The 11,786-nt window shown below is 67.7% G+C and carries 10 protein-coding genes; 5 read left to right on the top strand and 5 right to left on the bottom strand.

Annotated features, from left to right (window positions below; all coding sequences use genetic code 11):
* Positions 1 to 33 precede the first annotated feature (33 nt).
* The 3 genes from ald to GKO32_RS30175 form a co-directional block, all read right to left on the bottom strand.
* Positions 34 to 1,149 (bottom strand): alanine dehydrogenase, encoded by a 1,116-nt coding sequence (gene ald, locus GKO32_RS30185; protein WP_312868793.1) that lies wholly within the window; start codon positions 1,147 to 1,149, stop codon positions 34 to 36.
* 153 nt (positions 1,150 to 1,302) lie between these two features.
* Positions 1,303 to 2,019, bottom strand: coding sequence for an MOSC domain-containing protein (locus GKO32_RS30180; protein ID WP_154760302.1), 717 nt, complete (start codon positions 2,017 to 2,019; stop codon positions 1,303 to 1,305).
* A gap of 19 nt (positions 2,020 to 2,038) precedes the next feature.
* Positions 2,039 to 3,553 carry a PucR family transcriptional regulator gene (locus GKO32_RS30175; protein ID WP_154760301.1) on the bottom strand — a complete coding sequence of 505 codons (1,515 nt, stop codon included), beginning with the start codon at positions 3,551 to 3,553 and terminating at the stop codon, positions 2,039 to 2,041.
* 100 nt (positions 3,554 to 3,653) lie between these two features.
* Between GKO32_RS30175 and metX the strand changes: the two genes are divergently transcribed.
* Entirely contained in the window at positions 3,654 to 4,772 is a 1,119-nt protein-coding gene (gene metX / locus GKO32_RS30170; protein ID WP_312868792.1) for a homoserine O-acetyltransferase MetX, read from the top strand.
* 6 nt (positions 4,773 to 4,778) lie between these two features.
* Here the strand turns inward: metX and GKO32_RS30165 are convergent, their stop codons facing one another.
* Both GKO32_RS30165 and GKO32_RS30160 read right to left on the bottom strand, forming a co-directional pair.
* Positions 4,779 to 5,252 (bottom strand): hypothetical protein, encoded by a 474-nt coding sequence (locus GKO32_RS30165; protein WP_154760300.1) that lies wholly within the window; start codon positions 5,250 to 5,252, stop codon positions 4,779 to 4,781.
* A gap of 47 nt (positions 5,253 to 5,299) precedes the next feature.
* On the bottom strand, positions 5,300 to 5,884 hold the full coding sequence (locus tag GKO32_RS30160) for an SACE_7040 family transcriptional regulator (protein ID WP_154760299.1): 585 nt from the start codon (positions 5,882 to 5,884) through the stop codon (positions 5,300 to 5,302).
* Positions 5,885 to 6,125: 241 nt separating this feature from the next.
* Between GKO32_RS30160 and GKO32_RS30155 the strand changes: the two genes are divergently transcribed.
* The 4 genes from GKO32_RS30155 (at position 6,126) to GKO32_RS30140 (ending at position 11,657) form a co-directional block, all read left to right on the top strand.
* The gene (locus GKO32_RS30155) at positions 6,126 to 6,905 is read left to right on the top strand and encodes an SGNH/GDSL hydrolase family protein (RefSeq protein ID WP_154760298.1); all 780 of its coding nucleotides are present in this window, start codon (positions 6,126 to 6,128) and stop codon (positions 6,903 to 6,905) included.
* A gap of 69 nt (positions 6,906 to 6,974) precedes the next feature.
* Positions 6,975 to 8,558, top strand: a complete 1,584-nt coding sequence (locus GKO32_RS30150) for a carboxyl transferase domain-containing protein (protein WP_154760297.1) — start codon at positions 6,975 to 6,977, stop codon at positions 8,556 to 8,558.
* A 19-nt stretch (positions 8,559 to 8,577) separates the two neighbouring features.
* The gene (locus GKO32_RS30145; protein WP_154760296.1) at positions 8,578 to 10,509 is read left to right on the top strand and encodes an ATP-binding protein; all 1,932 of its coding nucleotides are present in this window, start codon (positions 8,578 to 8,580) and stop codon (positions 10,507 to 10,509) included.
* The gene (locus GKO32_RS30140) at positions 10,506 to 11,657 is read left to right on the top strand and encodes an acyl-CoA dehydrogenase family protein (protein WP_154760295.1); all 1,152 of its coding nucleotides are present in this window, start codon (positions 10,506 to 10,508) and stop codon (positions 11,655 to 11,657) included. The genes GKO32_RS30145 and GKO32_RS30140 overlap by 4 nt, the downstream gene beginning before the upstream one ends.
* Positions 11,658 to 11,786 lie beyond the last annotated feature (129 nt).

The raw sequence follows: 11,786 nt of genomic DNA, 5'->3' as shown, positions 1-11,786 counted from the left end.
GCGTTGCTGTCCAAGCACTTTGTTGTACGGCGTTTATTTCAGGGTTGTTTCTATTGGGGTGTGGGGGAGGGTGTGGGCGGTGGCGACTGGGGCGTTTGTCAGGGTGTGTTGGTGTGTGTTCAAGCCTTTTGCCAGGGACGGGTCTGTGGTCAGGGCTTGGTGCCAGCCTTTGTTTGCCAGGGCTTCGGCGTAGGGGAGGGTGACGTTCGTCAGGGCTTGGGTGCTCGTGTTGGGGACAGCGCCCGGCATGTTGGCGACGCAGTAGAAGATCGAGTCGTGGACTTCGTAAGTGGGGGCATCATGTGTGGTGGCGTGGGAATCGGCGAAGCAGCCGCCTTGGTCGATGGCGATGTCGACCAGGACGCTGCCTGGTTTCATGTGGCGGACCAAGCTGTTCGAAATCAGTTTCGGGGCCTTCGCACCCGGGATCAGGACGGCGCCCACCACCAAATCCGCTGCCACCGCGGCTTCTTCGATGGCGAACGGCGTTGAGGTGACCGTCCTGATGCGACCGTTGAACTCCTGGTCGATCTGACGCAGACGGTCCACATTGGTGTCCAGGATTTCCACATCGGACCCCAGACCCAGCGCCACCCGCGCCGCGTTCAGGCCGGCCACCCCGCCGCCGATCACCACGACCCGCGCCGGTCGCACCCCGGGGACACCACCGGGCAGCACACCACGGCCACCCGAGGGCTTCATCAACGCGTAGGCACCGACCTGCGGCGCCAGCCGCCCCGCCACCTCCGACATCGGTGCCAGCAAAGGCAAAGCGCCATTCGCAGTTTGCACGGTCTCGTACGCGATCGCGGTCGTACCGGCTTTCAGCAAGGCCTCCGTCAGGGGACGGTCCGCCGCAAGATGCAGATAGGTGAACAGGACCAGGTCGGAGCGCAACCGCGGATACTCCTCGGCGATCGGCTCCTTGACCTTCAACACCAGCTCACCCTCGGCCCACACCTCGTCCGCGGTGCTGAGGATTTTGGCGCCGGCTGCGGTGAAATCGTCGTCCGGGATGGCGGAGCCGACACCGGCACCGGTTTCGATGAAGACCTCGTGGCCATGACGGGTCAGGGCGTGCACACCGGCCGGCGTTATCGCCACGCGGTATTCGTGCTTCTTGATCTCACGCGGAACGGCGATGCGCACGGGGGTCTCCTGTTCAGTCGGGGGCATCCTGACCACCAAGGTGGTCCACCCGGACGGCGGTGTCATCGTGTGCCCACGACAATCCTCGCGCCGGTGGATAGTTCCCGCACGACAGCCCGTCGACGCATGAAATCCGCGTCCCAGCCGGGAAAGTTATTGCGGCTGCGCCCATACGGCGTCGCCGGCGCGGATCACCCCGGGCCGCGTGACCCGCATGATCAGACCGAACTTGTTCCCGTGCTGCTCGATCAGCCAGGTCTGGAGTTTCGGCCACCGTTCCCGCCCCGCCGGGTCCCAGCTCGGCACCGCGCAGCGCACGCACGGCCCGGCCCGGTCACCGACGACCTCCAGGATCACGTCGCCGACGGTGAAGGTGGTGCCCTCGCCCCATTCCTGCTCGGCGAACGCGGGCGCGTCCAGCCGCAGGTGCAGATTCGGCCGGAACCGGTCCAGTTCGACGCCGGCGCCCAGCTCGTTTTCGAGTGCGAGACGCGAGGTCTCGATCGTCACGTGCACGGTCGGCCCGCGGTCCTGCTGACCGTCCTCGGTCCGCAGTTCCACTGGCAGTCCAAGGGAATCGCTCAGCGCGGCGGGGAGCGCCGGGTCGCGCCACGACCAGGCCTGACCGTCCGGGCCGTACAGCGTCGGCGATTCCTCCGGGCTGCCGCGATAAGCGCTGCGCCACGACAACAGCTCCTGGTTCTGGCGCACCGTGAGCCTCTTGCCTTGCCGCTTCGGGCGCAGGTCGATCAGGGCGTGTGCGCGGTCGCCCACCATTCCCCGGTCATCGAACGGCGCGGCGCCGACCTGTTCGCCCCGCAAGGACTTGACCGGCCAGCGATGCAACTGCGCCACGGATCCCGAGAACATCCGCCCATGCTAAGGGGTTTCATGACCACCGAAGGGCCACGAGCTGTGTGATCAGAGCCAACCGCGTGTCCGGATCGTCCAGATCCACCGGCACCAGTTCCAGCAGGCGCCGGATCCGGTAGCGAAAAGTGTTGGGGTGGATTCGCAGCGCCTTCGCCGCCGACCGTGGATCGCCGGGGAAGCGGAGCCATTCGTACAACGTGCCGAGGTAGTCGGTGTGGTTGGCGACGTCGTACTCGCGCAGCGTCTGCAGCGGGCCCAGTTCCGTGATCCGTGCACTACCCGCCGCGGTCGCCGCGCGATGCAACACCAGCGCGGTCCACGCCCCGTCGTAGCTGCCGACGCCGCCCTGCAGCAGGCCGGCCCGGATGAGCCCCAGCATCTCCTCGGCCTCGGCGCGGGACCGGGTCAGCTCACCGAGCTCGACAGGGCTGCCCGCGGCAACGCGCGTCCGCAGGTCCGCCAGCGCCTTGCCCAGTTGCGGCCACGAGGAGTCCGGCACGATCGCATAGAGCAGGCCGGCGAGCTCGGTCGCGACCGGCCGCGGCCCGATGCCCTGCGAAATCCGTTCCAGCAGGGCCAAGCGCAGCCCTTCGCCGTCGGTGACATCACTGCCGCGGGTGTCCACGACCACCACCCGGTGCGGTTCCTCGGACAGCTCGAGTTCGGCCATTGCCTTGCGTGGCCCCACTTTTCCTTCGAGCAGCTCACGCAGCAGCTCCGCCGACGCGCGCCGCCGGGCATCCGCGTGCGCCCGCAGGCGCAACAGGTGCAGGGCGACGACGGGCGCGGTATCGGCGAACGCGGCCGCCCGCTCCTCGGGCACCGGGCCCGTCACCACCGCCCACATCGAGCCGAGCAGCTCACCGCCCATCCGGATCGGCACGATCAGCCGCGGCAGCGTGCCATCCTGTTGTGCGGGCACGAAAACCGTCTGCCGGCCACGGGAAAGCTCGCGGAACACACCCCGTGAGCGGAACCGGGCAAGCACGTCGTCCGGGATCCGGCGGCCCATGATCGTCGACACCCGCGCCGGGTCCGTGAGGTCCTGCCGCGCCGAGTAGGCGACCACGCGGGAGTTCGTGTCCTCGATGGTGACCGGCGCGTCGACCACGGACGCGACGACGTCGGCGAGGCGGAACAGATCACCCGAACCGGCGTCACCCACCGAGTCGTCGGCGTCGAGGACCGTCCGCAGCAGCCAGACCAGCTGCGCCCACGCCGTCCCCGCCTGCACCTCGACCAGCGCGATCTCCGCCGCCTTCGCCGCCCGCACGACGGACTGCTTCGCCGCGAGCGGACGCTTGAGCAGCACGGCGGCCGCCTCGCGCGACGCGCTGTGCGAGACGAGCGCGACCGCGTCCGCGGCGTTCGCCGCCGCGACACCGAGCACGAGATCACCCGCCGCGACGGGTACCGTCGCCCCCGGTTCGGCGATCACCACGTCGGCCACGGCCGGGCAGCGCTCGGGCAGCCACACGGCGTGCAGCAGCGTCGGGCCGACCCGCTCCACGACACTGCGGACTGACACCATTTCGGCAGCATACGGCTCGGCGGGTTTCAGGGACTGGGACGTTTACGCCGGTCGGCTCAGCCGGACTACGGTCGGACGCCATGTCGAGCAAGGCGGCTTCGTGAGCAGGGACCTCCCGCCCGTGACCGGTGCGTGGCGGCCGGGGGATCCGCCTGGCCGGCGCCGGTGGCTCCCCGTGGACGAGCCGTTCCGGTTCGAGGCCGGCGGCGAGTTGCCTGCCTGGGAGCTCGCGTACGAAACCTGGGGCACGCTGAACTCCGACGCGTCGAACGCGGTGCTGGTCGAGCACGCGCTCACCGGTGACTCCCATGCGGCGGGGGAGGCCGCGGCCGGGCACCCGACGGCGGGCTGGTGGGACGGGCTGATCGGGCCTGGCCGCGCGCTCGACACGGGTGAGTTGTTCGTCGTGGTGCCGAACATCCTGGGCGGCTGCCAGGGCAGCACCGGCCCCGCGTCGCCGGATCCGGACGGAATTCCTTGGGGCAGCAGGTTTCCGCGGATAGCGATGCGGGATCAGGTGCACGCCGAGGCGGTCTTGGCCGACGCGCTGGGCATCGAGCGGTGGGCGCTGGTGATCGGCGGTTCCATGGGCGGGATGCGTGCGCTCGAATGGGCCGTGACGCTGCCGGCACGGGTGGAGTCACTGCTCGTCGTGGCGGCGCCGGCGGCCGCATCGGCGGAGCAGATCGCGTGGGCATCCCCGCAGCTGCACGCCATCCGCTCCGACCCAGCGTGGCGCGGCGGCGATTTCTACGACGCGGCGCCCGGTGACGGGCCGCATCGCGGTCTCGGCATCGCGCGGCGGATCGCTCACGTCACGTATCGCAGCGAACTGGAGCTCGCGCGCCGATTCGGCCGCCACCGGCAGGGCGATGACGACGACCGGTTCGCGGTGGAGTCCTATTTGGACCATCACGCGGACAAGCTCGTCCGGCGCTTCGACGCGAACAGTTACCTGCTGCTCACCGAATCCATGAACACCCACGACGTCGGACGCGATCGCGGCGGCGTCGGGGAAGCGCTTTCCCGGATCACCGCCCGCACCGTTGTGGCCGGTGTGGACAGTGACCGGTTGTATCCGCTGTACCAGTCAAGGGATCTGGCGGCCGGCATCCTCCGCGCCGGCGACGCGGCGGTGATCTCCTCGCCGTTTGGCCACGATTCGTTCCTGATCGAGACGCCGCAGATCGCCGCACTCGTCAAGGGCCTGCTGAGCTGACCGGCTTCAGTCGGTGAGCGCGTCCTGCACCCAGTCGGGCACCGGCAGATCACGGTCGAGGCATTCGGTGGACAGCCGGATCGTCCACCGCAATGCCTGCAGGACGAGACTGTTCACCTCATCGGGCGCCGCACTGGTGAGGGCAATCTCCACCTGTTCCTGCGCGGCTTCGGTGTTGCCGTGCACCTCGGCGAGCAGCGTCCGGACGGCCGTGCGGACCGGGGGATCGGCCTCGTCGATCGGCACCTCTTCCCCGCTCTCGTCGAAGACCTGCACCTTGACCGGCGCGCTGCCGCCGTCACCGAGCACCGACACCATCGTGCTGCACTCCCCGAACAGCAGCAGCATCAGCGCGCGCATGTCCTCGGCCGACGACGGCGTCACCTCGTCGAGTGCTTCGTCGTCCCGCCCGAGCCGCATCGCGACAAGGGCACGCTGCGCCTTCTCCACGACGTTCCGCCCGGTAGTCACACACCCCATCAAACACCAGGAGCACACCGATCGCGCTAGTGGTAAATCCGGGTGACTCACGCGAGCGCGTGCAGAGCACCGAGTGCGAGCCTGCGCAGCAGGTCCGCCAGATCGGGTTCATCCAGGTAGCGGTTGTGAGGTGTCGAGTTGATCAAACCGAACACGGCGTGTGCGGCCGAGCGTGCCCGCCGTTCGCTCACCCTGGGTATGGCGTCGCGGATCGCCCGCACCCACACCTCGACGTAGCGCCGCTGCAAGGCGCGCACCTCCTTGCGATCCGAGTCGGTCAGGTTCGCGAGGCTGCGTTCCTGCACGGTGATCAACGACGGCTGGGTCAACGCGAACGTGACGTGGAAGTCGACCAGTTCGGTCAGCAGCTCCTCGGGATCCGTTGTCCGCTCCGCGCGCTGGGTGCCGCCGTCCAGCAGGTAGTGGCTGATCGAGTTCAGCATCTCGCCGAGCATCGCGTCCTTGCCGCGAAAATGCCGGTACAGCGCAGGACCGGAGATGCCGACCGCCGCCCCGATGTCGTCGATGCCCACTCCGTGGAACCCGTGCTGGGCAAACAGTTCGGCCGCCGCGGTGAGGATCTGCTCGCGGCGGCTTGCCTTCTCGCCGTTGACCAGGGGTGTGCCGGACATCCCGCCATGCTATCGGGCGCACGTTACCAATCCGACCGAAAGTAGGCGGATACGTTCCGCAGCCGACCTGCTCGTAGAAACCCGTTTCCGCCGTGGCTGCCGGCGGATTGGTAACCAATGGCGCAGCGCGACCGCTAACCTCTCGACCCTCTCATTACCACTTCCCGACTAATTACCGGTCCTCGTGAGCGAATGTCTTGCTACATCTAGATGTGGTTCGCCACTCACAGAAGGGCCTGAGATGTCCGTTCGTGCGGTCTTGAGCTCCCTCACCCTCGTAGTCGTCGCGTTGCTTGGCCTGACCACCGCCGCGGACGCGGCGACCGTCAGCTATGTCGCGCTCGGCGATTCGTACTCCTCCGGCCTCTGCGCCGGGTCCTACCTCGACTCGAGCAGCTGCAAGCGCAGCGCGAGGGCCTATCCCAAGCTGTACGCGAACGCCACCGGCGCCGCGCTGAGCTTCCAGGCCTGCTCCGGCGCCAAGACCACCGACGTGCTCAACGGCCAGCTCGGTGTGCTCAGCTCAGCGACGACGCTGGTGTCGATCACGGTCGGCGGCAACGATGCCGGGTTCGCCGGCGTCATGGAAAACTGTGTCCTCGGCGGCGAGTCACGCTGCCGCACGGCCGTGACCACCGCGGTGGACTTCGTCGAGACGACCCTGCCGGGTCTGCTCGACCGCGTGTACTCGGCGATCAGGAGCAAGGCCCCGCACGCCGCTGTCGTCGTGCTCGGCTACCCGCGGTTCTACAAGATCGGCGGCTCGTGCTCGGTCGGCCTGTCCGACACGTCGCGTGGTTACCTCAATGGTGGCGCCGATGCGCTCGATACGGTCATCGAGAAGGAAGCGGCGAACGCGGGCTTCACGTTCGCCGACGTCCGTCCTGCGTTCACCGGCCACGAGATCTGTTCCGGCTCGCCCTGGCTCAACAGCGTGACGTGGCCGATCGACGAGTCCTACCACCCGACCGCGACTGGTCAGGCGAGCGGCTACTACCCGACTTTCATCGCCGCTCGCTGAACCCTGGACAGCCATGTTAGTCACCGTTAACATCGTGGCGGCGGTTAACGACGACTAACATGGGCTGGGATGGACACACCGACGCTGACCACCGCGGTCGACCCGCGGAGTGAGAGTTACGCGCGCAACGTCACGGCGCACGCGGAGCTGGTCGAGGACCTGCGCAAACGGCTGGCGACCGCCAGGCTCGGCGGCCCCGAGAAGTCCCGCGCGCGCCACGTTGAGCGCGGCAAGCTGCTGCCACGCGACCGGGTGGACGCGCTGCTCGACCCGGGCTCGCCGTTCCTCGAACTGTCGTCGCTCGCGGCGAACGGCCTCTACGGCGACGAGGCGCCCGCGGCCGGGATCATCACCGGCATCGGCCGGATCTCCGGCCGCGAGTGCGTCATTGTCGCGAACGATGCCACGGTCAAGGGCGGCACCTACTACCCGATGACCGTCAAGAAGCACCTGCGCGCGCAGGAAGTCGCGCTGCACAACAACCTTCCGTGCATCTACCTCGTCGACTCCGGCGGTGCCTTCCTGCCGCGGCAGGACGAGGTGTTTCCCGACCGCGAGCATTTCGGGCGCATCTTCTACAACCAGGCCACCATGTCCGCTCGCGGTATCCCGCAGATCGCCGCGGTCCTCGGCTCGTGCACCGCGGGCGGGGCGTACGTCCCGGCCATGAGCGACGAGGCCGTGATCGTGCGCAACCAGGGCACGATCTTCCTCGGCGGTCCACCGCTGGTGAAGGCGGCGACCGGCGAGGTCGTCACCGCCGAGGAACTGGGCGGCGGTGACGTGCACGCCCGCCGGTCGGGGGTCACCGACCACCTTGCCGACGACGACGGGCACGCCCTGCGGATCGTCCGGTCCATTGTGGCCACTCTCGGCCCGCGCACCCCGCGGCCGTGGGAAGTCCTGCCCACCGAAGAACCAGCGATGGACCCGGAGCAGCTTTATGGTGTGGTGCCGACGGATTCGCGCACACCGTACGACGTGCGCGAGGTGATCGCGCGGATCGTCGACGGCAGCCGGTTCGCGGAGTTCAAAAAGGAATACGGCGCCACGCTGGTGACGGGTTTCGCGCATATCCACGGGCATCCGGTGGGGATCATCGCGAACAACGGCGTGCTGTTCTCCGAGTCCGCGATGAAGGGCGCGCATTTCATCGAGCTGTGCGACCGGCGCTCGATTCCGTTGGTGTTCCTGCAGAACATCAGCGGGTTCATGGTCGGTCAGGCGTATGAGGCCGGTGGGATCGCCAAGCATGGCGCGAAAATGGTCACCGCGGTCGCGTGCGCGCGGGTGCCCAAGTTCACCGTGGTCATCGGCGGGTCGTTCGGCGCGGGGAACTATTCCATGTGCGGGCGCGCGTATTCGCCACGGTTTCTGTGGATGTGGCCCAACGCCCAGATCTCCGTGATGGGCGGGGAGCAGGCGGCGTCGGTGCTTTCAGCGGTCCGCCGGGAAACCGAGGGCGAGGAAGAGTTCAAGGACGCCATTCGCGCGCAGTACGAGGAACAAGGCAATCCCTATTACTCGACGGCCCGGCTGTGGGATGACGGCGTGATCGATCCGGCCGACACTCGCACAGTGCTCGGGCTCGCCCTGTCCGTCTCGGCGAACGCGCCGCTGGAACCCGTCGGTTATGGCGTTTTCAGGATGTGAAGGGGCTGGGTTGACAGTCATGTTCGACACCGTTCTGGTCGCCAACCGGGGTGAGATCGCCGTCCGGGTCATCCGTACCTTGCGTGAACTCGGCGTGCGTTCGGTCGCGGTGTACACCGAAGCGGACGCCGACACGCGGCATGTGCACGACGCCGACACCGCCGTCCGCATCCCCGGCTATCTGTCCATTCCGGACATTGTCGAGGCCGCGCTGGGCACCGGGGCACAGGCGGTGCACCCGGGATACGGTTTCCTTGCCGAGAACGCGAAGTTTGCGCGTGCCTGTGCTGACGCGGGTCTGGTTTTCGTCGGTCCACCTGCCGAGGCGATCGAGGCGATGGGTGACAAGATCCACGCGAAGGCCACGGTCTCGGCCGCCGGGGTGCCCGTGGTCCCTGGTCTGTCCGATGTAGACGACTTTGCCGCAGCAGCCGCCGAGGTCGGTTATCCGTTGCTGCTCAAGCCTTCCGCGGGTGGTGGCGGTAAGGGTATGCGCCTGGTGACCGACCCGGCGGACTTGTCCGCGGCAGTCGAATCCGCCCAGCGCGAGGCCAAATCCGCGTTCGGTGACGACCGGCTGTTGCTGGAACGTTTCGTCACCACGCCGCGGCATATCGAGATCCAGGTGCTCGCCGACGCACACGGCACCGTGCTGCACCTCGGCGAGCGCGAGTGCAGTCTCCAACGGCGGCACCAGAAAATCATCGAAGAAGCGCCGTCGGTGCTGCTGGACGAGGCGACGCGGGCGCGGATGGGCGAGGCCGCCGCTGAGGCCGCGCGTTCGGTCGGGTACACCGGTGCGGGCACGGTCGAGTTCATCGTGTCGGACAAGGCGCCGGACGAATTCTTCTTCATGGAGATGAACACCCGGCTGCAGGTCGAGCATCCGGTGACCGAGCTGGTGACCGGGCTCGACCTCGTCGCCTGGCAGCTGCGGATCGCCGCCGGTGAACGACTTTCCCTTACCCAGCAAGACATCCGGCTCAACGGGCATGCGATCGAGGCGCGTGTCTACGCGGAGGACCCGGCGCGTGGCTTCATTCCCACGGGCGGCACCGTGCTCGCGCTGCGGGAGCCGGCAGGCGCCCGGGTCGATTCGTGGTTGCGGCCCGGCACGGTCGTCGGTTCGGACTACGATCCGATGCTGGCCAAGGTGATCGCGTGGGGGCCGGACCGGGCGGCCGCGTTGCACCGGCTCGACCGGGCGCTCGCCGACACAGCGGTGCTCGGACTGACGACGAACATTTCGTTTCTGCGCGCGTTGCTCGGCGATCCGGATGTCCAAAGCGGACAGTTGGACACCGAGCTCGTCGAGCGGCGACTGGACACTCTGGTGTCCGGTGGGGTTCCCGAGGAGTTCTTCGTCGCTGCGGCGCTCGACCGGTTGATCGGGCTGTTGCCGGTGAGCGATGTGGTGGACCCGTGGGAAGTGCCCAGCGGCTGGCGGCTCAGCGAGCGGGGCGGCGTCACGATGCGGTTGGAGGCAAGGGAATCCGGGGCACTGGTGCGGGTCGAGGGACTGCCCGATTCGGCCTCGGTCGTCGTCGACGACGGTCCGCCGGTCGAGGTTTCCGCGCGGCGCCAAGGGGACCGGCTGGACGTGCATTACGCCGGCGAGTTCCTGCGGTACGCGCGGGCCGGCGACTGGCTTGCCCGGGATGGTCGCGCGGTACTGGTCCGCGAACGGCCGAATCTCCTTGCCACACATGGAGAAACGAACGACGGTGGCCCGGTGGTGAGCCCGATGCCCGGTACCGTGCTGGTGGTGAAGGTGTCGCCAGGTGAGGTCGTCACGGCCGGCACCGCGCTGGTCGTGGTCGAGGCGATGAAGATGGAGCACACCGTGGTCGCGCCGGTCGACGGTGTGGTGCGTGAACTGCGTGTTCAGCCAGGCCAACAGGTCGCGCTGGACGAAACACTGGCCGTGGTGACCCCGGAGGCGGAACAATGATCGATTTCAGGCTGGATGAAGAATACGAGGCGCTGCGGAAAACGGTGCGGGATTTCGCGCAGCACGAAGTGGCGCCGGTGATCGGCGGGTTTTACGAGCGCGAGGAGTTCCCGTACGAACTGGTGGCCCGGATGGGGCAGATGGGCCTGTTCGGTCTGCCGTTCCCCGAGGAGTTCGGCGGGATGGGCGGGGACTATTTTGCGTTGTGCCTGGCACTCGAAGAGCTGGGCCGCGTCGATTCGTCGGTCGCGATCACGCTGGAAGCGGGTGTATCCCTTGGTGCGATGCCGATCTTTCGCTTTGGTAGCAAGGAACAACGTGAACGCTGGCTGCCGGCGTTGTGCTCCGGCGAGGCGCTCGCCGGGTTCGGGCTGACCGAGCCGGGCGGCGGATCCGACGCGGGCGCGACCCGGACGACGGCGAAACTCGACGGGGACGAGTGGGTGATCAACGGCAGCAAGTCGTTCATCACCAACTCGGGCACGGACATCACCCAGCTCGTCACAGTGACCGCGGTGACGGGGGAAGTCAATGGCCGCAAGGAAATCTCGGCGATCGCCGTACCGTCGGGCACACCGGGGTTCACTGTTGAGCCGAAGTACTCGAAGGTAGGCTGGAACGCGTCGGACACGCACGGTCTGTCCTTTTCGGACTGCCGGGTCCCCGCGGAAAATTTGGTCGGTGAGCGAGGCCGGGGGTACGCGCAGTTCCTTTCGATTCTCGACGAAGGCCGGATCGCGATTGCCGCGTTGAGTGTCGGCTTGTCGCAGGGTTGTGTGGACGAGTGCCTGCGTTATGTTCGCGAGCGCGAGGCTTTCGGGCACCAAATCGGGGCGTACCAAGCAATCCAGTTCAAGATCGCGGACATGGAGGTGCGGGCGCACACCGCCAGGCTGGCCTACTATCAGGCTGCGGCGAAGATGCTGCGCGGTGAGCCGTTCAAGAAGGAAGCCTCGATCGCGAAGCTGGTGGCCTCGAACGCCGCGATGGACAACGCCCGGGATGCGACGCAAATTTTCGGTGGGTACGGTTTCATGAACGAGTTCCCGGTCGGCCGGTTCTACCGGGACGCGAAGATCCTGGAAATCGGTGAGGGAACGAGCGAGATCCAGCGGATGCTCATCGCGAGGGAACTGGGCCTACGCTGAGCCCGGCGGCGACGCACTGCCCCGCGCCGTTCACGGCTTGCGGCGCCGCCGCGCGCCAGCCAAGCCGATCCACGGCGTTGCCACACAAGCCGTGCTGTGACATTGCTGGTAAATCTGTCCCGCTCGCGG

Source organism: Amycolatopsis pithecellobii (assembly GCF_009707865.1).
In the GTDB taxonomy this organism is placed as follows: Bacteria; Actinomycetota; Actinomycetes; order Mycobacteriales; family Pseudonocardiaceae; genus Amycolatopsis_E; species Amycolatopsis_E pithecellobii.
The sequence above is the reverse complement of the archived record's forward strand: the minus strand, read 5'-3'. Positions and strand labels throughout refer to the sequence as shown.

Excerpts from the sequence above, each read along its gene's own strand:
- GKO32_RS30180 (WP_154760302.1), bottom strand. The coding sequence starts at position 2,019 with ATGTTCTCGGGATCCGTGGCGCAGTTGCATCGCTGGCCGGTCAAGTCC.
- GKO32_RS30175 (WP_154760301.1), bottom strand. The coding sequence starts at position 3,553 with ATGGTGTCAGTCCGCAGTGTCGTGGAGCGGGTCGGCCCGACGCTGCTG.
- GKO32_RS30165 (WP_154760300.1), bottom strand. The coding sequence starts at position 5,252 with ATGGGGTGTGTGACTACCGGGCGGAACGTCGTGGAGAAGGCGCAGCGT.
- GKO32_RS30160 (WP_154760299.1), bottom strand. The coding sequence starts at position 5,884 with ATGTCCGGCACACCCCTGGTCAACGGCGAGAAGGCAAGCCGCCGCGAG.
- GKO32_RS30155 (WP_154760298.1), top strand. The coding sequence starts at position 6,126 with ATGTCCGTTCGTGCGGTCTTGAGCTCCCTCACCCTCGTAGTCGTCGCG.
- GKO32_RS30150 (WP_154760297.1), top strand. The coding sequence starts at position 6,975 with ATGGACACACCGACGCTGACCACCGCGGTCGACCCGCGGAGTGAGAGT.
- GKO32_RS30145 (WP_154760296.1), top strand. The coding sequence starts at position 8,578 with ATGTTCGACACCGTTCTGGTCGCCAACCGGGGTGAGATCGCCGTCCGG.
- GKO32_RS30140 (WP_154760295.1), top strand. The coding sequence starts at position 10,506 with ATGATCGATTTCAGGCTGGATGAAGAATACGAGGCGCTGCGGAAAACG.